The organism is Marinobacter sp., from assembly GCF_041687235.1.
Taxonomy (GTDB): domain Bacteria; phylum Pseudomonadota; class Gammaproteobacteria; order Pseudomonadales; family Oleiphilaceae; genus Marinobacter.
In genome coordinates this window covers 57,718-82,839 of record NZ_JAWLCH010000005.1, presented here as the reverse complement: position 1 = coordinate 82,839, position 25,122 = coordinate 57,718, and the positions used below count along the sequence as shown (strand labels likewise).

The window sequence follows — 25,122 nt, the reverse complement described above, 5'->3', positions numbered from 1 at the left end:
CGGCATTAGTTACCAACTTTTTTATCACACCACACCACCGGCGCGGGGAATCTCGATGCGGATGGTGCTACGCTTGTTGGAGACCGGGTGGTGGCTCGGCGCTGAGGTTGCCGCTGGCAGATCCACTGGTACAAATCCCGGTGTCTTTGAAGGCGTTTTATCTGCTCGCCGTGCCTCGCTGATCCAGCGCCGAACCTTGTTGGCGTTGAGGCCATTATCCAATGGGATCCGGGAAACGGATGCACCAGGGCCCTGTATTGGGCGTCAATTCCGGTTTTGAATTCCCAGGAATACCGGCGAAGGCGTTGGAAGGGCTTGGTTACGCTGAATTCGTTCATGTTAAGTGTCCACTTGACAATAAGTGGGCACTATCCTGACGGCAGCATCGCCTGCTAAAGATGGGATTACCGGTCGCTTACGAGGTGGATGCCGGTTATTGGCGAACTTGTTGCGCCGTACTATACCGGCTACCAGCACATGCTTTGAGTGCCACCGAAGGTAAGCACCAATAAGCATTGAGTTTGATTTATGAAGATCAGTCCGAGTCCAAAAAATAAATGACCAAGAATCTTCCCTGTTTTGAATGGCATGCTGGTGCCATACATATCATTGCCAAACATGACTGCTACGTAGGCATCTCTGAGGCCCATATAAATTGAAATGAGTCCTATAGCGATCAGGATCCCATAAAAGGCGATTAATGCCCCAGCTGGCACATATTTGCCAGGTCCGGTTTGGATACTTAGTGCTTCGGTTTGAGCAAGCGAACCATCAATAGCAAGGCGCTGAAATTCAACAGAGCTTACCGGGTTCTCAGGGGCAAACAATGAGTTCCCGCCAATAACAACGACGAAAGGCAATATGACAGCTAGGGTGCCAATAGAAAGCCCTGCAAGAAGCTTCCCGGCGCCCATCGTTTCACGCTCTGAGTTCTCTGTACTCATCCATCGGTTTATAGAGCCCCAAATCATTAAGAGCCCGCCCACCGCGGAGGCCGCCCATATCAATGCAGCAAGACCACCTACTTGCTTAAGTGCGTGCGCAGCACCGAGGTTGGGATCAACCTGCTGGGCTAAACCGACTTCTGGATACCCGCACAAAAATACGAGAGAAAGAGCAAAATAAGTTCTAACCATAGAGTTACTGCACCCCGTCGTCAGAAGTTGCCAACAAAGAAAGCAGCATGTTCGAGTGTCGTTTTTGCTTTAATATCTCATTGGCCAATTCAAGCTCTTGGCCCATCATTACGGCAATCTCTTTGAGAACTATCGAATCGTTTGCACAATTACCAGGATCGCCTGTTTGGGATGTGCAAGTAATCTTTTTGTGCCACTCATCGTTGCCGAACCTGCTGTTGATAATAAAGTCCTCTCGGGCAAGAGCTAAACTGTTTCCTTGGTCATCAGGCAGGTAATCAGATCGTATTTTCTCTAGCACAGCCCGGACAGCGCCTTTTCTAATAGTGGCCCGAGCGAGTTCGATCCTCTCCTTTTCTGTTAATTCTTCAAGTGACTTCTCTCCTAGTAGGAGCTCCGCTCGCTCACTGTATGGACCGACGAGAAGGTCAACAAAGAGCTTGCTTGATCGCACTTCGGTGTCACTATAGACCAGATCGTTGCTGTAGGGGCCAAGTCGCAAAAACACGTCAGCTCGAGAAAAGGCCTGCTCTTTTCCGGTACCGCTGAGTTCAGAGTTGATGGCATCCATCTCTTCCGTGAGTTGAGCGTTACGTGCTCTTCGATATCCCCTAAGGCTGGTTCCTGGCGGGGTTAATTCACTATTCCAATAGTCTGCCATCGCTCGCCAAGAGGTATCTCGGGCTGCAGATTCAGCGCTTTTCCTCGCCCGAGATACAGAGACGTTCTTACAGGCCATAAAGCTTGGTGTTACTTGTGCGTCCATTGCCTGGTTGTGAGTCTCCTCCAGCGCATCGGTTATCCTGACAATCGTATTGGCGGCTATGTTGGTGTCAGTTGCCTCCTGATTTTTGGCTATCTGAAGGTCATTCTCCATTCCCGCTTTTTTTAGCGCTTCATCTCGAGCCCAGGACTTCACGTCAGTAACAAGTTTTCTGAGCGCAAGCGTAACTGAAGTTCCATCGATAACTGGAATGCCGGCAGCATTTGCAGGAGAGGGCACTGAAAGAAAAATCGAAGAACTCAAAAACAGGCTAGCCAGTAAATTTCGGCTCATTGTTTTTTTCTCCTAGTGTTACTTTCTTGCCGTTAGGTAAGACAGCATCAATTTGTGGTGCCGGTTGCATCTTACGGTCGGCATGTTCCTGGCTGGGAGTCATTCCCCGTACCAACGCCTCGACGTATTCTTTCTGAGAAATCACATGAGCTTCCTTGAGCCCGTCAAGACAGAGTTCCTCACGCCGCTGACTGTCATCGTACCCAGTAAATTCAAGAAGCCGGTTTTCTGTTTCAGGGCCGACGTAATTGGATAGCGGGCCTAATGACCAGCCTTCCTTAAAAAGAATGTCGCCAAGGTTTTTGCTGAAGCTCACAAGTGATCCCTGCTTGTCCTGGATTAGAACTCAAGTTATTATATTTTAAATATCATACGCAGACAAGGTGAGCTGTGGCGTCCAAGACATTATCAAAATCCGACATCACTCGTTTTTGGAACGACTTTAGCCCTCAGATCCAGGAGGTGTTGGCGTCTGCAGAAGAAAGAGAGACGTGGGTGTACCAGCGGGATGAGCTTCCTGAACTTTTTGATAGCATTGAGTCATCACTGCCTGGAGTGGTGCAGATACCGCCTTCACCCGAGCAGACAGATGTTTTCCGAGACTTAATAAGCTGTCTTGCCTCCGTTCCTTTCCGGGAGTGTATAGCCGCACTCGCGTTTCTGGAAAAGCACAGCTTGCAGAAGTCATTAGCTGAAAATGAGGTAGGCTCAGGTACAGCCTGTTTTATGGTAGCTAACCGAATATGCCTGACCAGAGATGGCGATGTAAGCAGTGCGAAAGTGGTTAGGGATAGGGTTCAGTTTATGGTCAAGGTTGGCTTTCAGTTGTCATCATTTGCCAGGTCAGCAGAAGAGGTTTCCGAATATGCCTAAATTCGAAAAAGGATTGATGGTCGCCATCTTATCTTCAGTTGCTTTGCACTCAAGCTTCGCTTTTGCCCAGCAACCCCCTCGCAACGCTGTCGTGCAAGACTGCGAAGACCTCGATTTCTCCATCAAAAGGGAAGGAAGCCCTTACCATTACACAAACCCTAATGAAGGATGCGGAATCTCTTTGTCTCTGGATGGCCTTCCCGAAAAGACGGGGGATGGCTATTCCTTCAACGGTAACGATGCATGCCGTACGATTCAAGGTGTAGTTTCTAACCTTGAGGGCCGTTTAAATGAAAGGCTTCAGGGCGCACTTGGAGCAATTGGTGACGTTGTGTCTCCAGAAGAACTTGCACAAATTGGAGGGGCAGCTGGAATTGACACAAGCGCTTTGACAGGTGTCATGGAAAACGGTGTATCCTTCGATCGAACGCTTAATGACGGTCTGACTAATACGCTTGGAAAGCTGGCAACTGAAGAAGGTCGATCTGAGTTGGCGGATGACTTGAAAGATGGCGCTGCCGATGCGGCGCGTGACTCTCTGGAAGAGTCACAACAGAATGTATCAACCCCTAGCATAAATGACAGTCAAGGCGCTGGTGAAAGCCAATCCACTGAAAACTGGTCGATATTCGACTGATGGTAATCGTAATTGAGTCTCCATATAAGGCGGCTTCGCTCAAGCGGGCCTTAAGGGCTAATCAAATAGACGGTAAGGTCATAGCGACAAATGGCCGATTATTTGATTTACCGTCATCGGAGATTGGCCTAACCACGTCTTTCAACGTTCAGCGATTCGAGGCAGTAGACCCAAGTCATTACGAATCAATAAAAAGTGATTTGATGGCCCCTGAGCTCGTTATAGCAACTGACCCTGATGAAGAGGGGGACATGATTGCTTGGACAATCGGAAAGCTCAGAGAAGGCCTGGAGACCTACAGAGCCGAGCTTTTCGATTTCACAGATAAATCTGTAGCTACAGCTATTGAAAAACTGAGACCTGTGACTACAGCAGAGCCGCCTGCTTTATCGAGACGGATATTCGATCGCCTTTTAGGCTTCTCTGGCAATGATGGGATGTTCTTAAGCAGGTCGGCAGGTGCGCTTCTCGGTTTTGCTTCAGCTACCTCACTTGCCATTACAAAAACTGTTGAATCAATCAGTTGTCAGGATGCTGATAACGGTATGGCTTTCTGCGAACGATTCAATGACGTTCAGGGCAATGGCGTTCAATTTGGTATAGAAAAGCCCGGACAGCTTCCCAGGTTACGCCATTTATATGCGCTGGGGCCGGAGCTTGGCGCTACTCCTGAAGAAACTTTTAACGCGCTTCAAGAGCTTTACACGGGAGATGAGATTTCTTATTTCCGAACCGACGCGATGACGCTTAACGAATCTGCTCATGAGGCTTTAGAGAACCTTTCTAATGAAAGCGGATTCGATAATTGGAGTCGCCGGACTCCTTTATCCACTCAAACTACCCATCCAGGGATTTACGTAACTCGTTATGTTGACTCCCCTCCTACACGCGGACAGAGAAGTTCCCGTAAAAGCGTTCTAGCTCAAAAATTACACCGATACATCTGCAACGCGACTCTCTTTGCAATGAGTGACCCCGATACCCGGTCGCGTGTTCGACTGATTAAGCATGACAGGCTTTACACAGCGACAACCAGTCAAAGCCGGGGGCAAACTTATAGCTATCCTGACACAACATTTTCTTTGTCTGATGACATCTTGACTGGTTCACCGGATCTTTGCGCAACGCATAAGAGTTTTGAAGTGAAAAAAGAAACCTCCATCGCACTAGCTCTTAGCGGGATGGGTGTTGGTCACCCGAGCTCATGGGCTTCGCTAGCAAGAAGCTATTCCTGTCTTTTCGACAAAAACGGCCGCATGAGCACTCGTGGTGTAGCGTTTTTCCACAAACACAAATCTGAAGCCCCAGCTCTTCTGGAACCGGACATAGCCAGGGCTATTGAAGCAACCCTTCTCGATCCACAGATCGACCGTCAATCCAAAATTCAAAAAACCTTAAGCCTTGCCGGAATCGACCCAGCGAGATTCGAAAATCGTCTGGCGCCTGAGCCAGGTCCCGGCCTTGAGCCACGTTTTGATATCAGGGGCCCGGGACTCTGATTATCTTTACATAAAACTTATTTTATATTATGATTTTTCCAGATCGTTCAACTGGAAGAATTATGAGTCAGAAGCAGAGCTACCTCCTTTACGTCGTGGGTAAGGACGCGAAATCTAAACCTGCCATCGTGCCTGTGTGTGTTGAAGCTAGTGGGGCCGACCTACAGCGAAAAGTGCACATTCAAAGAGCTGAAGAAGCTGGCAAAGCGCAAGGCCTTGTGACTGTCTCTGAGGTTCTTTTTGCCGATGCCGTAAATTCTGCTGTCGAGAAGGGCGTTGATATGCAAGGTGACGCCGCGGCGGTATGTGTTGATCTCCACAATGAACTTCGTCGTGGCGGTGAGCTCCAGGATCCTCCGGAAGTAAATGACCCTATGTGGAGAATCGCAGAGGCAATCCTTCAGCTTCTAAGTGCCCTACCGCGCAGGTCTAAAGTTCAGTTCATAAAATCGATAGGAAGCAATCAGCCCAGTTGGGACCGCGCTGTCTATGGGGTTTTCCGCGTCGACCAGAAAGGCAAGCAATACGTGGATAAGCTCCAAGTTGAAGACCTATCTGAACTGAAGAGCCTCAAAAAGGCTGGCATGAACATGGAGTTCTTCCTGCGGATTCTTTCTAAGACTGGCGTTCTTGAGCCAATGATCCGCATGCTCGAAAGGAGATCGAAGTCGCTTGTGGAACTGCGGAAAGAGATGGAATTAGACGAACTCGGCAACGAACCAGCAGAGCGCCCTGAAGTGCTAAAAATTAGCACCAAGCGCGCTGGCAACGAAACGCGCAACCCTTTTTGATTATTGGCAGGAGCATCCATCATGAGCAATTACCAACCCGCAGATATCAGCATTAATTTCGATAAGATCCGCAACCAGTTGGGCTTGAAAGGTATCGACGATGCCAAGCTTCAGGACATGGTTAAGCATGCTGTTGTTGATCAACTTCGGGACCAGCTTGGTATGGATGTAAAGATGGACGACCTGGACGTATCACCGGTTCGTCAGGCTAAGAATGCTCAACTTGAAGGGCGGTTTAAGTATGAAGATAAGAACTGGTTGACTGAAGGCGACCCCTTAGAGGCTGCCCCTGAAGATGTTCCTTACCGAGTCTCTATCAACGAAGACACCAAGGCAATTTCGATTGACTCGAATCCGGGGAAAGCCGGCATAGAAACAAGAGTGGAGGTAGATCTCTCTCCGGGAGGCCTCACTAACATTAAGGTCTTTGGCCCTACCGATGGATTGCTTGCCACTTTGGTCCAGAAGGGCGATGTAATGCTCATGAAAGAGGGGAAATTTGCTGACATGGATTTCAGTGCCACACACAATAACTGCATGGTGCTCACCCGATCGTCGGCCGATCCACAAGCGGTGCTTACGATGGTTGAGCGAATGCCCCAGTTAATGAACGATAATGCAAAACCTCGCCTGGATGGGTATGACGTAACTCATGTTGAGCCGGAAGAGGTATCCTACGACGGCGTTTCGGACCCTTCAGCTAAAGGTCCGAGCCGGGGTGGCCCGGGAGGCATGGGCTAATGACGGGGAGCGTCTTCACCGGCGCTCCCAGAACATGGACTTATCCTTACGCACTTCGATTTCGAAAGAATCACCTGTCTCAGCATGGCTCCCGAGGTATTCGTTATGGTCATTCATTCTAACGAAGGTAACCCGGCCAATATGTGCCAGCTTTTGGTGAAGGGTTCGCGGGAAAGGAAGGGCGATTGCTATCGTATTGGACTGTCTTGCTTCTTCATTGCCCGCATGCATAACCAGAAACAAATACTCCATTGGGTGAACAAGAAATCCAGAGCATGCTTGGACCTTACTGAAAGACTCATAAACATCTACGTCATATTTCTGAGAAGGCAGGCCCACAATAAATTCTTCATCACCAGCGACAAACCCCAGCTGGTTACAGAAAGCCCGATCCAAAAAAAATGTTTTCTTGTATCGGCTCATGATGCCGCGCCCATGGCGGGGCGAAAAGTTAAGGAAAGAGCGATAAAGTTGAACAAGAAGCGACAACTCCTCTCTCAGTTCATCTTGCCCAGTACCAACGAAATGATTTATCATTCAGTAGTGCTCCTTGATTTGGCGCTACAGTTATTTTATCGAATGTTTCGGCAAAGGTCGATATGAAAGACAAAACAACGAAGTTGGCAACAAGCATTTTCCGGAGAGCAATGGAGCTGGAAGGCCTAACCTCCTATGAGCTTCAGATTGATGACGAAACTTTCGTTGATTTCGTTGACGCTGTGGTTGGGGAGCAGGGCGGTTTATCATCCCTGATGTTGGCTAGCGATCGGATATCTGTAATGCAGTATGGCGCTCGACTCTGGGATTGTGGTTACGCAAAATCTGAAACTTCTGGTGATGGTCTTAAAGTTAAGGCTGTTGAAGATTTTTCAGACGCAGAGGCGGCTTCAAGTTACCGGGCAATTGATTCAATAGATGCCAGGTCCGAGGTTGGCTTAGCTCTTATGCTTGCTCGTGACGCTGTACGACAGCTTTGTGAGCCAATCAATGAAAATGTGGCACGACTAAAGGGCGTTCCCGGTTTCTTTTTTGGCGTGGATTTCGATAACGATCTACGAGAAGAAATAGCCTTCGAAACCCCTTCAGAGATTTGTGCTTTTGGTTTTCGTCAGATGATGCTTTCGAATCGTGAGCTTGTGTTATCGCTTGGCAATGACCTTTCCCTGGACGCCAAGCAAGAGCGCACACCAACTGGACCGCAGGTGTAATTGAATGAGTAAAAGTCTGGATCTTACTACCGCACTGGGGGTCTCCCGGACGCTTTTGCAGAAGGTGTCATTTGATAGTTCAAATGTAGAAGGCCAGTTTGGTGAGGCTTACCAGGTATACCACGATCTTTGGTCGGTAATCACGAGCGGTTCAGCTTTATCTGATGGAAGCAGGCATGATGTTGCGATAGCCATCGCTGGTTATGCAAGCGAAGTAATATCTGGTGCCATGAGTATTGATGTTGCAAAGCTTGTCATTGGACAAACAATAGCCGAAGCCGAAGAAGCCTCCACCGAAAGCCCGGGAGAAGGTCATGAAAGCAGCATGGATCAACTTGTCCATGAATCTGAGGCGGAAATTTTAAAGGCTGCACTTAAAATCCGCAGGGCCGTTGAGCAAATGCCCCTGGGACAGGATTCGGATATCGCGGTGAGTTACATATTAACTCTGGTATCTGACCGAGCTAAGAATTACTCCAGAGAGCGCTCTCAAAATATGAGCGTTTCAGACGGTTTTGAGATTTTTATTCGAACGATGCCGCTCGTTACAGATATTGCATTGGATGCATGGAGTCGGCTTGGGAGCACATACTACAATCCTACGAACATCGTTTTTGAGCGGTCTTATGTGAGAGGAGCTCTCTCAGAATTCAGAACATACCTAGAGGCCTACGATATGGGCCTTGGCGCCGCAGTAGGGGATTTGGTGACGCGCACCGCTGACTTTATTGCAGAGGTTGCAGAAAACGAAGTTTCTCGGTTTGAGCATCTCTCCAAGACTGATATTAATGGCGTCAAACTTGGCATTGCTGACCAGTTGATAGCAATTGCCCAGAGAGCCTGGCGCCTATGCATCAATAATCTGATTTCTGAGGTCGACGAGATGCTTGCCGAGCCTGAGAAAGCAAAGCAGTGGCTAGAGCAAACAGACAAGCCTATTGAACCCGATGCCTTACTGGCGGCCATCCGAAGTTTGTACGCAGAGCTACCAGCCTTCACAAATGATGCAGATATCGATCTGGAATCTCTTGACGAACTGGTAAATCAAGAGTTTGCATTAACTGTGCAGGCCGCTGATGCAATGGTGTCTGAAATGGTTCCATGGTCCATGTGAGGGCAGAACGAATGCCACGATTCTGCTCTTTAGCTCTATTTCTTCTGATTCTGCCGGCCCAGGCTCTTCCCGCTGGCATCCCCATTATTGATGCTGCGAAAGTTCAGCAAATGATTCAGGATGAGATAAAGAAGAGAGTGAATGACCTAAGGCAAGAGGCTCTTGATAGGCTTCAACAAACAACTGGAATTGATATCCGTAAAAGCGAAGAAAGCAACGACGAGAATATTGCCGCCAACACTGCTACTCGAATTACCGATACAGTCAGTGAAATACATAACAATAAGGCTGACTCCCAAGTTGCTCCATTTCTTGACGCCTGCTCAAACGTGTCAATTGCCCGGACTAGCAACTCAACGGCTAATAATTCTGAAATTCAGAGAGATCTTCCGAATCGTGTCGCAGCTTACGTAAGACCCGATCGGAACCCTCGATTTCTGGCTGAGACACTTGCCTTTGCAAATTATCGAGGAACAGATTTTGGCACCGAAAGGCAAAGAATCCTGAACGACCTCCGTAATTACGAAAGGGAGCGATTACAGGTTCTGGATGACGCTATCATTAACGTTGCACAAGAACCGGGTGGATTTACTCTTGCTTATGAAGCGGCTGTCACGAACCGCGTGACTAAAGAAAGAGTGGATTTTCTAAGGCAAATGCTGATCGGGAACGGAGTCTCACCGTCATTCAAGCATGGCGCGATTAGCCCGGCGAACTCGGATGTTAGGCAAAAGCAAATGGTCGAGGAGGGCTTGTACCAAACAGAAAGGAGCGCAAGTCTTGTTGGTACTACGATCAATAACGACCAAACAGCCATTACCCAGGACAACATATTGCCGATCGAAGCAGCGATTGATGCAGCTGCAGATCCTGAACTGCAAGAACGTCTGAACGTAGAAATGACCAACAACCCCAGGATGATGGTGGATAGAGTAATGCTTCAGCGTTGGGCGCTGAGTAAGGCCGTCAGGCTTGCGGCGTTGCTCCAAGAGTATAAGCGCGGTCAAGTTGAGTTGTTACAGCTTTCCACTTTGGTAAAGGATCGTGTTCTCGAATAGCCTTTGACCATGCGTGATTTAGCCTATAAACTATAAAACAAGTTTTATTATTGGGTTGTGATAGGTATGGCCGTTCCTCAATCAGACATTGATTTCATCAATCAGAATTTTCCAGGGTCGCGAACGATCCCCGTCGACCAAGTACGTGACCTTGCCTCGCAAATGTCTGTACCTCTGAGTGATGAACTTAACCAAATTATGTCGCAAGAAGATGCCTTAGATATTGATAACCTGGAGTCTCAGGTAGGGGCGATCCCAGTCGATATCGATATTAGCGATATACCTCTTGATTTGAATGCGCGCCCAAACCAATCGCCTGAGGCTCCAAAACAGTCAACAGCCGATCCTGATTTGGCCCAATATGATGATCTCATGCAACAAGCACCCTCCGAAGAAGGTCTTGATCCTTCGATGTTTGGGTTCGAACCACCTATGGCAGAAGGTCCTCCACCAATGGAGGGGCCGCCGCCAGAGATGTATGAAGACAATCCATTTCCAGAGCCTCCAGAAGATCGTAAAGCTGCCTTTGAGGATGATTTTGAAGCTAGCGATCTTTCATTCCTGAACGAGCAAGCGGAATACGGAGAGTCGGTCAGCATCAAAAATAAATACAAAGAGGCTGCTTATAGCTCTGCTTCGCCGTCTGCGGCCAGTAGCCCCGCATCACAAGATCCTGAGGTGCCTATGTCTGAGAACAGCAAAGAAGTCGAGATTGAAAACACCTCTGCAGAGAATGAAAGCACACTAGGCGGGAAGAAGTCTGAAGAGCAACTGATTGTCGACGAAATAGCCGGTGATCGTCCGGTTTTCAAAATGCTCAAAGATCTGGAGGAGATGGCTCAGGTCTCCGAGAATGGAGAATTGGATTACGATGTCGTGATGCGATATCTGAAAACTGAGGTTGCTGACGATGAGCCTCTGCTTAAAAAACTGGAAGAAGAGCATGCAAAGGGATTTTCGAAATTCACACCTTCTGTCATGTTGAAGTTTGCCCAGGATAATCCGCCAGTAAATGAGCCGACGTCTCAACCATCTGAAACTCAGGAACCTACTCAAGAGGCTGAGAAGAAAAAAGAAAACGACAAGGACAACCCAGAGAACAAAGCTAAGGAAGCAAGCCAGCAAGCCCCAGTTCAGACTACTGCTGGCGCCGCTATGATCGGCGGTACCGCGAATGTTTTTAAGGGCGCCGCTGGATTCGGATATGGGATTTCAAAAGCTCTAGGTAAAGGTCTTGTGGGCGGAGCCAAGAACATGAAAGGGTTCTATGACTCTCACAAACAAAACCAGTTGAAAATGACATCTGATCTGAAATCCAATGTCAGCGGTTTAAGTTCACAGCTTGATGCTATTCAGGCCGATAGATCTGCCATGAAATCCGCAAAGGGTGCTTTCGAAAAAAAGCAGTACGCCGATCGGATGCAGAAAAAGCTTCAGGTCTTTGAGAAAACGGCCGCCAGTTTTGCTGACACTCTCGGCTCAAAACAAGGCCAGAAGGCTGCCAAGAAAGCCGACATGTCACGCAGCCTCGAGTCTCTGTCGAACAAGATGGAAAAGGTATTTAATGGAATGGAGGCCGGCAAGGGAGAGAAGAAGGTTATGGAAAATATTTCCGCTTCGATTGAGTCGGCGCTAGAGGCGGTGAAAGCCGTTGTCCAGGCTATCAGGAACGTGTTTTCTTCCCCATCAGTTGACGGCCCTTCCAATACGATGCAGGCAGGCCCTGGCTAAACTCAAAACCAAAAAAAGCGGCAAATCCGCTTTTGTAAGTCTTCTCACGTTAATCTACGTTCTCAATTGCATCAGAAGATCGAACATAGATGCTTTCCATTGAGCGGAGAAGCCTCTTCTGCTTTTGGGCCATCTCTCTGTTAGCTTCCTCTCCTGCCTTGACCTGTTCTTTTAGTAGAGCTACCTGTTGCTCAAGGTCATCAATGTAAGCAAGAGCGCTGTCCAGGTCTGTGATGTCTTTGCGCTTCTTGAGCGTCTTTCTGGACTTGGTTGTAACGCGGGCGGCGCCCAATTCACTCCTTGGGTTAAAATGGAGCTCGGAGAGGGCGGTAGGGCCTCTTTTTTCACGCTTTTCACCGAGAACTGGCTCGGCAATCTCAAATTTTCTTGCAGTTTTCATATAGCTACCTCCGGGACATTATCAATATCTTGAGTGGTGACTGACTCAAAAGATATTTTGCTTCAGGCGCTTACCTAGAGTCTGATGATGTTGTATCAGAATTCCCTTCCGCCTAGCCCCACCACAGATCTTAATATAGCAAAATGGCAGAGTTTAGACACCAAATTTTGCATAGAGTGAAACATAATTCACTTTCTTGACACATTTTGTCAGTTCACAAACTTGCCCACCATAGGTCGTTAAGTTATTCTATGTAAAACTTGTTTTATGCTCTGGATCAAAATGACTACACATAACGCCTCTACAGTCACTCCCCTTCGGCCCGAAGACCCGGCTGACATCGCATTTCACATTGGTAGGCGGCTAGACGGTGCACAGTCGCCACTGATTCATTCAATGAAAAAGGCCTCGAACTTCCACCATGCCCTTATTGGAACTTCTGGCGTGGGTAAGACCTACACTATCCGGAAAATGGCAATAGAGTTCGCCTCTCAAGGTGTTACCCAGTTTATTCTCGACACCCAAGGGGACTACAGCTTCGCAGAGTTTTCCTCAAACCATGACATGAAGGGTGTTCGGGTAAACGAAATAAAGTTCGGTTATGGACCGGGCACCGCTGGCATTAATCCTTTCGCCATTCATTCTGACGATCAGTATGGCGGTTTTCATCATGCAGTCATCGGAGTGATGGAGACCCTTAGACTGTTTAACCCCTCTATCGGCTCGCGTCAGAAAACGCAGCTACGGCGGCTTATCACCAGGACTTATGAGCGCAAAGGAATCGTAATGGAGGATCCTCGTTCTTGGCGACTCGAGCCTCCGACCATGAGAGATCTTCTCACTACAATTGATGACGAAATTAAGTCGGTTAAGTCACGATCTGGTACTGACATTTTTGACGAAATAGAAAAGGCACGGAAAAAAGCTCAAAGGGCTGCTTTTTGTATCAAGAACGACGAAAACAGTACCGATGACCTGAAGGCTCTTGAGCAGGAGGTTGAAGATCATAAGGCATCTGTGATGGCTTGTTTCGAGGAAATTCTGGATCAAGAGCTGCGTGATGGTGAGAAGCTTCCCTCCATCAGTGGAAGCTTGAATCGCCTTGAAGCCATTCACGACATGATAGAGGGCGCAATTATTTCGGGCCTGTTCGACGGGGAAAACATATCCGCAAAGCGGGGAGCTATTAATGTGCTAGATCTAACCTCCCTTAATCAGGCGGACCAGCAACCGATCTTTTACCTATTGCTGGAGAAGACCTTCCATAGCGCTGTAAGAACCTGCAAAAACCTGAACCCAAAAATCCCAGACATGATGTTTGGTTTTGATGAGGTAAAGCTGTTCACCGCGCTTGCAGACTCTCCCCTTGACCCTATCAACCGCTTCTTCACTGAAGGTCGAAAATATGGCCTGGGTAGCCTCTGCGGCCTCCAGCATCCCAAGCAGCTAACCAATGAAATGCGATCCAGTATCGGAACGATCATGTTGCTGCCGGTTGCGAAGGAAAAAATCTCTGATGTGAAGCGATTGTGGAATATTCCTGAAGAACAAATGGCGAGACTGAAAGCAAAATCCGATGCCTTCTATGGGTTTGGAAACGACTCATTCGTCCCGATCAAGCTGTTTGGTTAACTGCTTTTCATACGTACGATTTTGATTTATTATTTTTCTTGACGAGACATTAAACCTACGTTGTTCTGGTGCCGAAGCATGCTTTCAAAACTTTCAGCTATCACCTTGTTATCAGCTCTCATTTTTGTATCTGGCTGCGCTAACAAAGACCACAGTGTCGAGACTTTAGGCCAACCAGTGGTTTTTTTGGAGAGCTTGGACGGGAAGGTGAAGGAGCTATTCCCTCTTTCTGACTGGGACCAGACAAAAACTACTTTGTATGACCCTGAAGTTGAATTCTCAGAGGAAACCGGCGCAGTTTGGGTAAGAGTCAAAGGGCAGACCTGGAACTGGGATGAGCGTCGATACAGATACTCAGTAGCTATGCTGACTGTCCCTGAAATAGATACCGACACCAAAACAGTTCGCCTTCCACCATCCAGGGAGATTATTTGGCACCTTGATGAGGTTCCAAGAATTTACAAACAACAGGTCATGGATATGACCTATCCGATCATCATTGATACTTTTCATGACCGCGGCTTCAAGAACGTTCGCTTCGAACGGCGCCCGGTCTACCATGAGTAGTTATGGCCAAGAACGAGACCGCATTCACCGGCATCATTGAATCTTTTCTCTGGAAAGATAATAAGAGCAACCATGCTCTTATAAAGCTTAAAAATGTCACCACTATTGATAGCAGTCTCCCTCAGAGTGTTGTTTGTTCAGGGACGTTCGGAGATCTCAAGCCGGGGATGAAAGTTCTTGGTAAGGGTAGTGCGCGAGAGAATCGCCAAAATCAACTTGAAGTGAGAGTAAAAGCGTTCGAGGTGATTTTTCCGAATACGGCCTATGACACCCTTCAGTTCTTGTTAGCTGATGGCCTGCCATATATATCAAGCGTTAGAACTGCCATGGCATTCATCAAAGCGGGCAATGATGGAAAGATGCCATCCGGGATGTGCCGTGCAATCCGAAAACTTGCTAAAAACCCTGAAGATTTCCGGTTGCCCGGTTACCCCGCCTCTATCATCAAGGAAATGAGTGATGCTGTTAATGCGGAGGGCCAACGGATTACGACAATCAATTGGCTTGTACGCAATATGGGAGTTAGGCGCGAGGAAGCAATAAGCCTTGAGAAACAAATCCCAGGGGATCCCGAGGAATACATACGGCAGCGCCCGTACAAGGCAGGGAAGTTGTTCAATCTGGAATTTAGCATCTGCGACCAGGTTGCAAAAAATCTTGGCGTTCTTGAATCGCAACGAGGAGACCGTATAGATGCGGCTCTCTACTCGGCCTTCAAAGAAAAGATCGATCGTGGATCCACGGCCATTCCATTTGATGAGCTAAAAGACTCACTTACCAATAAAATTGGCGCCTTCCATGATGCGAAAAGCATAATTGAGGCCCTTCAGCTCTCAGACAACTACTCCCACATACAGATTGGCGATCACCATGTTGTCCAGCAGAAAAAGTGGTCAGTGGTGGAGCAGAAGATCGCAAAGGAGCTTCATCGGATAGCAACGGCTAAATCCGTTCTGGCTCCAAACGAGTGGAAGATGGAGAAGAAGCCCGGGGAGTCCGGATATGACCAGGAAAGAGCTATTCTTATGGCGCTGAATGCTAACGTGAGCATTCTTACTGGCGGCCCTGGTACCGGTAAAACAACCACTGTTAAAAGAATACTGAAAAGTGTCAAAGAGGCTGGTAAAAACGACGGATCAGCCGTTCGATTTTCGTTGTCAGCACCCTCAGGGCTGGCAGCTCTGCGTTTGAGCCAGCAGGCCGAGTTAGAGGCAAAAACTCTCCATAAAACTCTTCAGATGACTTATACCGGCGCCCCAAAGAAAGACAAAGAGAACCCCATCATTGCTGACATGGTGGTTATTGATGAAGGATCTATGCTCGATGCTGAGATCTTCTTGAAAGCCCTCGAGGCGGCTCCGTCCGGGTCCAAAGTTCTGTTGGTAGGTGACCCTGATCAGCTCCCTTCAGTTGGTGCCGGGAACGTTCTTGAAGATCTGATTAACTCGAAGAATAGGCTCATTCCCAGCACTAGATTGGGGGAAGTATTCCGTAACGCTGGACCGATCGCCGAGAACGCTCACGAAATCAATAAAGGCAACTCTCCCGATATATCTGCACAACATGTGGTCGATGAGGGAGAGAAATGGAACGTCTGGCTGATGAAGAGCGATGCGGAAAAGAAAGTAGCGCTGAGACAGCTTATTCGAAATGAATTGATTCAGAATTGCGGGTACAAACACAGCGACATACAGGTGCTTTCTCCGCAGCATAAAGGGGAACTCGGTACGGAATCACTGAATGTCATGCTCCAGGAAGTGATTAACCCTATGGGGCCCGGCAAGGTTTCGATGAAAATTGGTGCGAATGGTGAGTATCGAACCGGGGACAAGATCATCTATTTAACGAATTCGCCGGAGAAGAACTTGGTTAACGGTGACACCGGGTATATTCAGATGATTGATGAGCGTAAGCGTGAGGCTGTTGTTAGATTTAATGGTGTAGACGTAAAGCTTGACCGGCGAACACTCAGCCAGCGGACCAAGCTCGCGTATTGTTTGTCAGTCCACAAGTCCCAGGGCTCAGAATACCCTTGCGTCATTTTACCGATGTCAGAAAAGCACAAGTGGACTCGCCAACTCTATTATACCGGTGTCACGCGGGGTAAAAAGCACGTCTACACTCTCACCGATGAGAACACTCTTGAGGCGGCAGTCAAAGACTCCCACAGAGAGCATAGAATTACAGGGCTTCAAGCTGCCGTTAACAAATACTGCCCCGAAGGCTCAGATTACGAACTAAAAGTAGAAAATGGGTTTGAAAAGTTGGTCCCCATGGAGAAGCCGCAATCCCAGGAATACTCAACACTGAAGGCAGAACCATTAAGCTTCTAGGCTATGCGGGTACGTAATGTCGAAAATGCCCACCGCACAACTGCAACTGACGCCTTGTAAATGATGACAATGAGGTAGGAGAAAGCAGCAGTAACGAGGAATATCGAGGCCCCAGATATGATTGGGCTCTCGACAAATCTCAGTTGATTCATGTTGTACGCAAATGCCGCCTGGATCTCAGGGGTTGGGAAAATCGCATTACCTGAAAATCGAACAACCGCATCCCCGGTGTCTTGCCCATTCTCAATCATGCTATAGAGGCGCCTTATAGAAACTGTAGTTGGGCTCTCAATAGCAGAATTGTAGGCAAGAATTATTTCTTGCCCGGCCGGGACTCCCCTATTTACCTCCATGTCTGACAAAACAGACTCAAGCGCATCTCTGGCTGCTTTCTGCACCAACACTTGCCCTTTATAGGCGGTATAGGTAGCTATAACCGCAATTACAAGTGCGATGCTTAAAAGTCGCTTGAGTCCCTTAAGCCTCAGTTTGAATATTCGCAGCACAATCCTTACCAAAAAAAGAAGTATGTAAACATTGATACAGTGAAAGATCCGACCAGAGCAAGACTAATAAGCGCAAGCAATTTCGTGCGGCGGGCCCGGTGAAGCTGGGCCATTAGGCGCACTCGTGCTGCTCGCTCTTCAGCAATGCTAGATTTAGCAATATCCGTTAAAGAGACCTGCTGTCGAATTCGGCTTGTTAACTTCTTGTTGAGTTGCTTGCCGGAATTAACGGCTGCACCTAGCTTTTCAAGCTCTGCATTTTTATCTCGAATCGTTGCCGTAAGTTTTCTGTTCAGAGCTCGAAGGAAACCAATTGTTTTTTCTTTCTGCTCTATCGTGATGGCAGAACTGTTCTTGCGATCCTGGATTTTGATAAGGAACTTTCTGGCCTGTTCAGCTTCTTCTAGGGCAGCATTCAATTCAGCCTTGTAATCATGGCCTGCTTCGGCTGGCTGCACTTCGGCAAGCTGACGTTTCAGGCCCTTAATTTGCTCTGCGTTGGCTTTAAGCTCCAGGAACGTCTCGTTTAGCTCCTCTTTCAGGGCCCGAGTTTTCTCGCGTTCCTTCTCATAAATTGAAACGAGATTAGCAGCGGTACCAAAACGATCAGCGAAGTCTTCAGGGATGCTCCCAAGCAGGCAAGTTAGATGATCAAGCTCCAACTCCAGGTCATAAGCTTTTGATTCTTTCTCTTTCTTCTCTTCATTAAGATGATCGAGCTGGCTTTTAAGCTCAGCGATTCGTGCATCACTACGATTCTTGTTGGTAAGCGTCAGGACGTGCCAAAGCTCCTGAGCATCCGCCGGCTCTCGCTCCAGGTGGCGCTTTGCGTCCTCAAAAAATTCAACCACCTCCTGAGGATGGAACTCAGCTGAGATGTTGTACTGCTTGGCGATGGACGCGGCACGCGCTTTAAGCTCCCATTCTGCCCACTCAAAACCGGATCGGCCGGGTAGAGCAATGCTTCCAACAAACTCTTCTAGTGTCGTGTAAGTGCTTTCAGAGCCAACAACTTTTATGCTGCCGCTGCTGTCTTTGCGGCGAACAGTTGTAGTTGGACGGCAGATGACATGCTCAAAAAGCGGAACCCCGGCCTGTTTGGCTGTCTGCTCTACCTCGCTATACCAATCAAGCTGAACTGCCTTCTTTGACTCGCCAGCGACCCCAAGCCTTATCAACTCAGCACTCATGAATTTAGCTCCCTCAGCAAAACATCATAAAAAGATATTTCAAAATGGTACACCAATCAAGTTGGCTATACGAGTTATTCCAGATCATTTTTTGCACTCTATTGCTGTTCTAAGTTGCGCCACCCATCGCACTACTATAAAATAAGTTTTATACTTTGATGGTTGGTTTCCGGGGCAGACATGGCTAAATCAGGAAAGCTTGTATCTGACGCTTTTATCCAAGAATTGCTTGATCGCGCTAACATTGTAAAGGTCATCGACTCTAGGCTGGGCGGCAAACTCAAAAAAGTTGGAAGGGACTATAAGTGCCCGTGCCCGTTTCACGATGAAAAAACTCCGTCGTTTACCGTTTCTGAGGAAAGGCAAATCTTCACCTGCTTTGGTGGATGCTTTGGCGGAAAAGGGTCGAACGCGATCAACTTTATTCGGGAGTTCGAGCAAGTTAGCTTTAAGGAAGCCGTTACCCGGCTTTGTGAAGAGGTGGGTATGGAGCCACCGTTCGAGAATGAGGAAAAGCTTGACCCTAAAGCCCAGAGAAAGAAGCAGATATTTGCTGCTCTGTCTGACGCCAAAGACCTTTACCAAAATCTTCTCCGCGATCCTAAGTACCAGGGTCGTGCGGTTGAATACCTGAAAAAGCGCGGTTTCAGTGGTGAAGTTGCAAAAGAATTTGGGATCGGCGTTGCCCCGGAAGAATGGGCCATCACCATGAAGCGACTCAGCAATAAGCATGGTGCTGATGTGCTTAAGGAGGCAGGCCTCCTTGCGGAAAAGAATGGCAAAAAATTTGATCTTTTCCGTGATCGGATAATGTTTCCAATCAACGACCAGCGCGGTCGCGTGATCGGCTTCGGTGGGCGTCGTTTGAATGACGAAAGCAATGCCCCCAAGTACATCAACTCACCTGAAACCCTAGTTTTCAAAAAATCGAATGAGCTTTATAACTTCGATAAGGCTCAACTCTCAGCGCGGAAAGCCGGAAAGCTCTTCATCGTTGAGGGATACACCGATGTTATCGCGCATGCCCAGTTCGGGATCGATAACACAGCAGCACCGCTTGGGACTGCTTTTACCGAAGGTCAGCTTTCAAAGGTGCTCACTGTAACCAGCGATCCTGTCATGTGCTTTGATGGTGATAGAGCCGGCAGAGAAGCAGCCTGGAAAGCAATGATGATGTCCTTGCCGCATCTGAACGACGGTATACGGATGCAATTTCTTTTTTATCCTGAGGGGCAGGATCCAGATACTCTGCTAAGGGCCGAAGGCATTGATGCGTATCAGGCGAGACTTGAAGGGGCCATGCCTCTATCTAGGTTCGTTATCACCGAGCTTAAAAACCGATACGGTGATGATTCCCCAGAGGCGAAAGCTTCCATCGCTTCAGAAGCCGCCACAGTGATTTCGAAGATGCCACATGGTATTTACCGAGAAGTCATGTTGAAGGCGACTGCGCAGGCTATTGATCTCCCTGAACAACGGCTGGTTGACGCCATGCTCAAGCAACACCCTGAAGCCACAGTTACACCGGCGCATCCAACAAAGGGAAGACCTAACCCCGAGCCAGTTCAGCAAGCACCATCAAAGGCGCCAGCTCCAGCACCAACTGCTAGAACCAATCCCGCCAGCAAACCAGGAAACCATTTCACCGGTGGCGGATTGGTCCCCGGTATGCTCACCCCCAAAACCACAGCTGCACCAAGATTCCAACAGTTTCAGGCTCGCCATGAGCAGGAGATCAAAACGCTTCGCTCTACCGGCGATGTGGAAGGCTTTACGCGCAAAGCTGTAAAAGCTGAGCTACAGGCAACACGGGGCGCCGTTAACGCCCGATATCTGGCGGACAATCTCACTCAGACGATTGAATCGTTTGTTGGGAAGCAGTCGGCAAAAGAAATGGCGCCAAAGATCCGCAATTACACACTTGCTGCCACTCAAGAGTTCAACAAGCGGTTGGCTGATTATGAGAGTGGCACTAAGCAGACAATGAAGCCGGGGGAAGGGCCTTCCCAGGGCATGGGGATGAGCCGATAGGCATAGGAGCGAGTTATGAATGACAATCTCAGAAAGCTACTCGATGAACTGCTGCAAAACCCTGCCTTATCCCTGCAGGAGTTTGCCCGTGATATTCAGCTTGCGATTGCCTCCGGTGCTCGTATTGACATGCCATCTCCTGATTCGCGGGAAAAGCTGACATTCCTTCATGAGTTGGCCGATACTGCTCCTGAGCGTGCAGATTTGATTCTCGAAGCCTGCACTGCAGACCCTGAGGCTAACATCAACGTCACTGACATTTACGGCCAGACCTTTGGTGAAAAGCTTGCGTCAGGCATGAAGTGGGACACCATTAGGGAGTTGATTGACTCGGACACCCCCATCTTCATTGATACGCCTGTTTCCCGAGTATCTGGGGCTGAATCTATATACCGTCAGGCTATCAAGTCTGCGCCCATGTCTACCGTCAGGGCACTTGAAGAGTACGCCCAGCGGATGGACGATCGAGGGATAACATCGGTAGAGCTTTATCGAGACCGAGTAGACCGTTTTGGTGAAACTGTGCTGCACGGTCTTGCCTCTCGCAGCGACCTGAATGCCCGGGATTTCAAACAATACCTCGACATGACAGCGAGCGACATTCAGGGAGGGGCCCTGAAGTCATTGCTGGAGGCTCGGGGCCGAAATGGTGAGAACTTCTTCAACCGTATTGTTTCTCGAGATCCGCAGGTTGCGCTGGAGGTTCACCGCATGCTTAAGGATGAGCTGGCTCCGGCTGAATATGATGCTGCAGCCATCCTTGGGGGAGACGCTGAGCGCCCACTCAGTGATCGCCACTTCACATTACCAGAGAACACAGTGCCTGCACTTCAGTTGGCTGAAAATAGCTCTCCTGAAGCCGAGCAGTTGATGATGGAAATCATTAACGAGGTGGGCGCATCAAAACTCCACTGCCAGGCATCGAACGGCCATACGCCTCTCAGCATCATGGCCAAACATGGCTGGATAGAGGGGATTGTCCGGGCGGTGGAGCAGGGCCTTGATATTAACTATGGCGCTGATGGTTTTGCCAAGAACCCCCTCAATGAGGCAATGAACAACACCGCCCGCCCGGATGTTTCCTATATTACTGTGAAGCGGCTTGTCGGTTGGGACATCGATAGTCGGTGGTTAGAGCCTGCGAGGTTCAGTGATGCGTCAGTCGTCGGGTTTGCGGTTGACCATGGTGATCCAGACCTTCTATGGAATGCCCTTATGAAGGGTGCGGACCCCAACGGTCACCCTGCAGCTGACCGGTCCCCGATTCGATCAGCTATTGAGAACTTCAGCAAAGATACCGAGGCTTACGAAGTCATCATGCGACGACTGATATTGTCTGGTGCTTCACTGAAGAAGCTGGACTCCGACATGCTGAGCCCGAGCGACCGACTGCAAAACCCCGAGATGGCCGCTGCTAGGGACTATGTGCATCGCCTGGCAACTATCAATGGTCTGAAGGACCGTTACGGCTATCAGTTCGCTGAGCTTGCCGTCGACGGATTGAGTCAGCCTCAGGGGCAACTGGCGAAGCCTGAAGTTTCCCTTGGTACCTTGCAGATGATCCCAGGAGTGACACGCGCTCTGTCTGACGCCGTTGCGCTGGAATCAACCGGTCATGACCGCGTAGCTTCGATGTTGAAAGTAAACCCTCAGCACGATCCTGACGTTAATGTTCAGGATCTAGTGAATATGTCGCGCACCTTGCTCAAGGTGCCCGAAGTTAACCGCCAGAACATGCTGGTTGAACTAGACAAGCTGAGAGCAGGGCTGACGAACCTGAGCCCTCAGCAGGTGTCTCCGGAAGCACTAACCAAGTACCAGAACCAGGTGATGTCGGTTAACCGGGTCCATAACTGGGTACGAGACAGCCTGACGCATTCAGACAATATGATGGATGCGGGGATTTTGATGGGGGAGCACGGCCGGTATTTGGAGCGCAGCCTCAGAGACCTTGCGGATGTCGCAGCTGCTTCACCGCTGATGCTGAATCCGGCCGCCAGCGAGTTCCCGCTCACTATGAGTGTTGATGGCAAATGGAATGCCGAGGTTACGATTGCCGGAGACCAAAACCCGGCACCGGTACCCAATAAGCCCGCCAGCTTTCTTTTTGCTCAGCGAAATGAAGGTAATGCATTCTCCAGTGCCCGGATGCACAACGCTCAACCGACTGACAAGCCGATTGCGTATATCTCCGACATCACCATGGGCAACGACATACCCCAGGACCTGACCGCCGGCTACATAAAATTCGACAACCCCTCTGTTGTTCATGTCGAAAATAGCCTGATGAATGGTTTCGATGTCGATGTAGGCCTGATGCGGGATATGGGTCACGACGGGGTTTTGGTTTATGACAGCACGCGCAATTCGGTGGTTGGGGCAATCGACCTTGGTGGCCAGCGCATGGAATTCCCGAATGGTGTCACGGTGGAAAGTTCACCGGCGGCCCAGGTAGAGGAGCCTGAGATGGAATTGAAGAGCAATGAACCGCAACGCAGGAGCCCGGGCCTTTAACCCCGGGTAGACTGAATGACTCCGCGGGATGCGTTACAGCATTACTTTGGATATCCCGACTTCAGGGACGGCCAGGGCGAAATTGTCGAGGCGGTCCTTGAAGGGCGGGATGTTCTCGCTGTAAGACCCACGGGGTCCGGTAAGACCGTCTGCTTCCAACTTCCCGCCATGCTCAAGAAGGGTGTGACTTTCGTGGTCAGCCCTTTGATCTCATTAATGCAGGATCAGGTCGATGAGCTTGAAGGCACTCAGGTTTCGGCCACCTTCCTGAACTCCCAGCTCTCTGGGGGTGAGTACACCAAACGCCTTCGTGACATCGAGGCCGGGCGCTACAAACTGGTTTACCTGGCGCCGGAGCGCTTAACGCAGGAAAAGTTCCTGTTCTGGATGCGGAAGATTCACATAGCCATGGTGGTGGTCGACGAGGCCCACTGTGTCAGCCAATGGGGCTCTGACTTCCGGTTCTCCTATGCCCAGATGGGGCATGCGCTCGACCGTCTGGCCAGCATCAAAAAGCACAAGATTCAGCGAATGGCGTTGTCCGCCTCAGTAACCGAGGAGGTGCAAGCCGATATCCGGAATCGACTGAATCTTTTCCACCCCCAGGTATTCCTTGGCGGTTTCAACCGTCCAAACCTCCGGTACCGCGCCATATTCTGCGCTTCTGATGGCGGACGAATCCACCACCTCACTCGGTTCCTGAATAGGCTTACCGAGGGTGCCGGCATCGTCTACTGCATAAGCGTTAAAGACGTCGATCGCCTCTGGGGAAAGCTGGCGAATGAGGGCTACTCTGTCACCAAGTACCACGGACGCCTGAGTGCCGGTGAGCGAGAAGCCAATCAGACGAGCTGGATGAACGGGGAATCCCGCATCATCGTAGCCACAAACGCTTTTGGCATGGGCATTAACAAGCCGGATGTTCGGATGGTACTCCATTATGGCTATCCTTCCTCGCCGGAGGACTACATGCAGGAAGCGGGTAGGGCAGGGCGCGATGGGCAAGATTCAGATTGTGTCGTGCTGTGGTCAAAGCAGGACGCCATGGTCCAGAGCATACTCCTTGAGGGAAGGTTCCCATCACAGGAGTTGATGTCATGGGTGCTGGCCCGGCTGCACAACCGGCCGGACGACAAGAAGACAATGCCAATCAACCCATCGGATTATTCCCAGAAGGCCCCTTATCGATCATCCGCGGCTTTGGTAGAGCAGTCACTCCGTTTCCTAGAGCAGCAGAACATATTGAGCCTGAAGCGTGGCCCGCGCCCGGGGTTGATCGGCATTGCCAGTTATAACCCGCAAGCGCAGTTTGACTACGGAATGGTCTCTGCACGTCACTCCAAGGCGGATATGCGCCTGCGGAAGATGAAGGATTATCTCGAAGCGGTAGAATGCCGGGCCGTTAACCTGGTGCATTACTTCGACGCTGAGGCCGATGTTACTGCGTGCGGTGTTTGTGATAACTGCCTCACCGCCCAGAAGCCTGTGGATGGGGTGTCCTCGCTGGAATTGGCTGCCTTGCACCTTGTGCATGTCACCAAACAGAGGTTTGGCCGATCCAAAATCACCCTGACTCTCGATGGTGTCCGGGATCCGAAGGTTCTTGCTTCAAAGCTACACCTATACCCGGGTTTCGGGGTATGTAAGGGCAGCGCCACCAAGGCCAGCTCTTTGATTCAGGATTTGCTGACCAAGAAGTTGCTTCGCATGACCGTGGAGCCTCAATATAAGGTACTGGCCTTATCGGACCTTGGGTACCGGATGCTGCGGGAAAACTACCAGTCACTCCACGACTCCAATCAGGAAAAGCTGTCCCTGGCCGAGCCTGAACCAGATTTTCTCCAGGCGCTTCTAAATTTACGTGCGGAGCTTGCAGAGCGGTACGGAGTTACGGTCGAAACCATCTACTCACGTAAAGAGGCAGACACCATCGTAAGTGCTTTTGATTGCGACGATCCAGACGGCATGATCAACGATATTCTCGGGCCTGAACGTGGGCTCCAGTTTGGCTTCCGAATCATCGAAACACTCGACAATTTGAGTGCCGAGAAGCACTCCTGACCTTGATAATTTGTAAAATAAGTTTTATCGTAATGGGAGGCTA

The 25,122-nt window shown here is 49.4% G+C and carries 23 protein-coding genes; 15 read left to right on the top strand and 8 right to left on the bottom strand.

Going from position 1 to position 25,122, the window contains the following annotated elements:
- Window positions 1–24: 24 nt before the first annotated feature.
- The 4 genes from ACESMK_RS08940 to ACESMK_RS08925 all read right to left on the bottom strand — a co-directional run bounded on the left by ACESMK_RS08940 (window position 25) and on the right by ACESMK_RS08925 (window position 2,509).
- Window positions 25–222, bottom strand: coding sequence for a hypothetical protein (locus tag ACESMK_RS08940; RefSeq protein WP_372997376.1), 198 nt, complete (start codon window positions 220–222; stop codon window positions 25–27).
- A gap of 245 nt (window positions 223–467) precedes the next feature.
- Window positions 468–1,136: a hypothetical protein gene (locus ACESMK_RS08935; protein ID WP_372997374.1), complete on the bottom strand. Its 669-nt coding sequence runs from the start codon at window positions 1,134–1,136 to the stop codon at window positions 468–470.
- Window positions 1,137–1,140: 4 nt separating this feature from the next.
- The gene (locus ACESMK_RS08930; RefSeq protein ID WP_372997372.1) at window positions 1,141–2,193 is read right to left on the bottom strand and encodes a hypothetical protein; all 1,053 of its coding nucleotides are present in this window, start codon (window positions 2,191–2,193) and stop codon (window positions 1,141–1,143) included.
- Window positions 2,171–2,509 carry a hypothetical protein gene (locus ACESMK_RS08925; protein ID WP_372997370.1) on the bottom strand — a complete coding sequence of 113 codons (339 nt, stop codon included), beginning with the start codon at window positions 2,507–2,509 and terminating at the stop codon, window positions 2,171–2,173. The genes ACESMK_RS08930 and ACESMK_RS08925 overlap by 23 nt, the downstream gene beginning before the upstream one ends.
- A gap of 74 nt (window positions 2,510–2,583) precedes the next feature.
- Here ACESMK_RS08925 and ACESMK_RS08920 point away from each other — a divergent pair, with 74 nt between their 5' ends.
- From ACESMK_RS08920 to ACESMK_RS08900, 5 genes are all read left to right on the top strand, one after another.
- Entirely contained in the window at window positions 2,584–3,066 is a 483-nt protein-coding gene (locus ACESMK_RS08920; protein ID WP_372997368.1) for a hypothetical protein, read from the top strand.
- Window positions 3,059–3,703, top strand: coding sequence for a hypothetical protein (locus ACESMK_RS08915; RefSeq protein WP_372997366.1), 645 nt, complete (start codon window positions 3,059–3,061; stop codon window positions 3,701–3,703). The genes ACESMK_RS08920 and ACESMK_RS08915 overlap by 8 nt, the downstream gene beginning before the upstream one ends.
- Entirely contained in the window at window positions 3,703–5,202 is a 1,500-nt protein-coding gene (locus tag ACESMK_RS08910; protein ID WP_372997364.1) for a toprim domain-containing protein, read from the top strand. The genes ACESMK_RS08915 and ACESMK_RS08910 overlap by 1 nt, the downstream gene beginning before the upstream one ends.
- Window positions 5,203–5,264: 62 nt before the next feature.
- Window positions 5,265–5,993 carry a hypothetical protein gene (locus ACESMK_RS08905; RefSeq protein ID WP_372997362.1) on the top strand — a complete coding sequence of 243 codons (729 nt, stop codon included), beginning with the start codon at window positions 5,265–5,267 and terminating at the stop codon, window positions 5,991–5,993.
- 21 nt (window positions 5,994–6,014) lie between these two features.
- Window positions 6,015–6,734: a hypothetical protein gene (locus tag ACESMK_RS08900; RefSeq protein WP_372997360.1), complete on the top strand. Its 720-nt coding sequence runs from the start codon at window positions 6,015–6,017 to the stop codon at window positions 6,732–6,734.
- A gap of 15 nt (window positions 6,735–6,749) precedes the next feature.
- On the opposite strand, the gene ACESMK_RS08895 is transcribed toward ACESMK_RS08900, so the two are convergent.
- Window positions 6,750–7,271 carry a hypothetical protein gene (locus ACESMK_RS08895; RefSeq protein WP_372997358.1) on the bottom strand — a complete coding sequence of 174 codons (522 nt, stop codon included), beginning with the start codon at window positions 7,269–7,271 and terminating at the stop codon, window positions 6,750–6,752.
- Window positions 7,272–7,333: 62 nt separating this feature from the next.
- Here ACESMK_RS08895 and ACESMK_RS08890 point away from each other — a divergent pair, with 62 nt between their 5' ends.
- The 4 genes from ACESMK_RS08890 (at window position 7,334) to ACESMK_RS08875 (ending at window position 11,845) form a co-directional block, all read left to right on the top strand.
- Complete coding sequence (locus ACESMK_RS08890) at window positions 7,334–7,942, top strand: hypothetical protein (protein WP_372997356.1); 609 nt, start codon at window positions 7,334–7,336, stop codon at window positions 7,940–7,942.
- A 4-nt stretch (window positions 7,943–7,946) separates the two neighbouring features.
- The gene (locus ACESMK_RS08885; RefSeq protein WP_372997354.1) at window positions 7,947–9,056 is read left to right on the top strand and encodes a hypothetical protein; all 1,110 of its coding nucleotides are present in this window, start codon (window positions 7,947–7,949) and stop codon (window positions 9,054–9,056) included.
- Between the two features lie 11 nt (window positions 9,057–9,067).
- On the top strand, window positions 9,068–10,114 hold the full coding sequence (locus tag ACESMK_RS08880; RefSeq protein WP_372997352.1) for a hypothetical protein: 1,047 nt from the start codon (window positions 9,068–9,070) through the stop codon (window positions 10,112–10,114).
- Between the two features lie 66 nt (window positions 10,115–10,180).
- On the top strand, window positions 10,181–11,845 hold the full coding sequence (locus ACESMK_RS08875) for a hypothetical protein (RefSeq protein WP_372997350.1): 1,665 nt from the start codon (window positions 10,181–10,183) through the stop codon (window positions 11,843–11,845).
- 49 nt (window positions 11,846–11,894) lie between these two features.
- Here ACESMK_RS08875 and ACESMK_RS08870 read toward each other — a convergent pair whose 3' ends face one another.
- Window positions 11,895–12,245, bottom strand: a complete 351-nt coding sequence (locus tag ACESMK_RS08870) for a hypothetical protein (protein WP_372997348.1) — start codon at window positions 12,243–12,245, stop codon at window positions 11,895–11,897.
- A 267-nt stretch (window positions 12,246–12,512) separates the two neighbouring features.
- Here ACESMK_RS08870 and ACESMK_RS08865 point away from each other — a divergent pair, with 267 nt between their 5' ends.
- The 3 genes from ACESMK_RS08865 to ACESMK_RS08855 all read left to right on the top strand — a co-directional run bounded on the left by ACESMK_RS08865 (window position 12,513) and on the right by ACESMK_RS08855 (window position 16,777).
- A complete protein-coding gene (locus ACESMK_RS08865) occupies window positions 12,513–13,877 on the top strand; it encodes a helicase HerA-like domain-containing protein (protein ID WP_372997346.1) in 1,365 nt (454 codons plus the stop codon).
- Window positions 13,878–13,955: 78 nt separating this feature from the next.
- Complete coding sequence (locus tag ACESMK_RS08860) at window positions 13,956–14,444, top strand: hypothetical protein (RefSeq protein WP_372997344.1); 489 nt, start codon at window positions 13,956–13,958, stop codon at window positions 14,442–14,444.
- 2 nt (window positions 14,445–14,446) lie between these two features.
- Window positions 14,447–16,777 (top strand): AAA family ATPase, encoded by a 2,331-nt coding sequence (locus ACESMK_RS08855; RefSeq protein WP_372997342.1) that lies wholly within the window; start codon window positions 14,447–14,449, stop codon window positions 16,775–16,777.
- Here ACESMK_RS08855 and ACESMK_RS08850 read toward each other — a convergent pair.
- On the bottom strand, window positions 16,774–17,283 hold the full coding sequence (locus ACESMK_RS08850; RefSeq protein WP_372997340.1) for a hypothetical protein: 510 nt from the start codon (window positions 17,281–17,283) through the stop codon (window positions 16,774–16,776). The two genes, ACESMK_RS08855 and ACESMK_RS08850, sit on opposite strands and share 4 nt — an antisense overlap.
- A gap of 5 nt (window positions 17,284–17,288) precedes the next feature.
- The gene (locus ACESMK_RS08845) at window positions 17,289–18,473 is read right to left on the bottom strand and encodes a hypothetical protein (protein WP_372997338.1); all 1,185 of its coding nucleotides are present in this window, start codon (window positions 18,471–18,473) and stop codon (window positions 17,289–17,291) included.
- A gap of 180 nt (window positions 18,474–18,653) precedes the next feature.
- Between ACESMK_RS08845 and dnaG the strand changes: the two genes are divergently transcribed.
- The 3 genes from dnaG to ACESMK_RS08830 are packed head-to-tail and all read left to right on the top strand — an operon-like array spanning window position 18,654 to window position 25,079.
- Entirely contained in the window at window positions 18,654–20,504 is a 1,851-nt protein-coding gene (dnaG, locus tag ACESMK_RS08840) for a DNA primase (RefSeq protein WP_372997336.1), read from the top strand.
- Between the two features lie 15 nt (window positions 20,505–20,519).
- Entirely contained in the window at window positions 20,520–23,018 is a 2,499-nt protein-coding gene (locus ACESMK_RS08835; RefSeq protein WP_372997334.1) for a hypothetical protein, read from the top strand.
- Window positions 23,019–23,033: 15 nt separating this feature from the next.
- Window positions 23,034–25,079, top strand: a complete 2,046-nt coding sequence (locus tag ACESMK_RS08830) for a RecQ family ATP-dependent DNA helicase (protein WP_372997332.1) — start codon at window positions 23,034–23,036, stop codon at window positions 25,077–25,079.
- The last annotated feature ends 43 nt before the right edge of the window (window positions 25,080–25,122 follow it).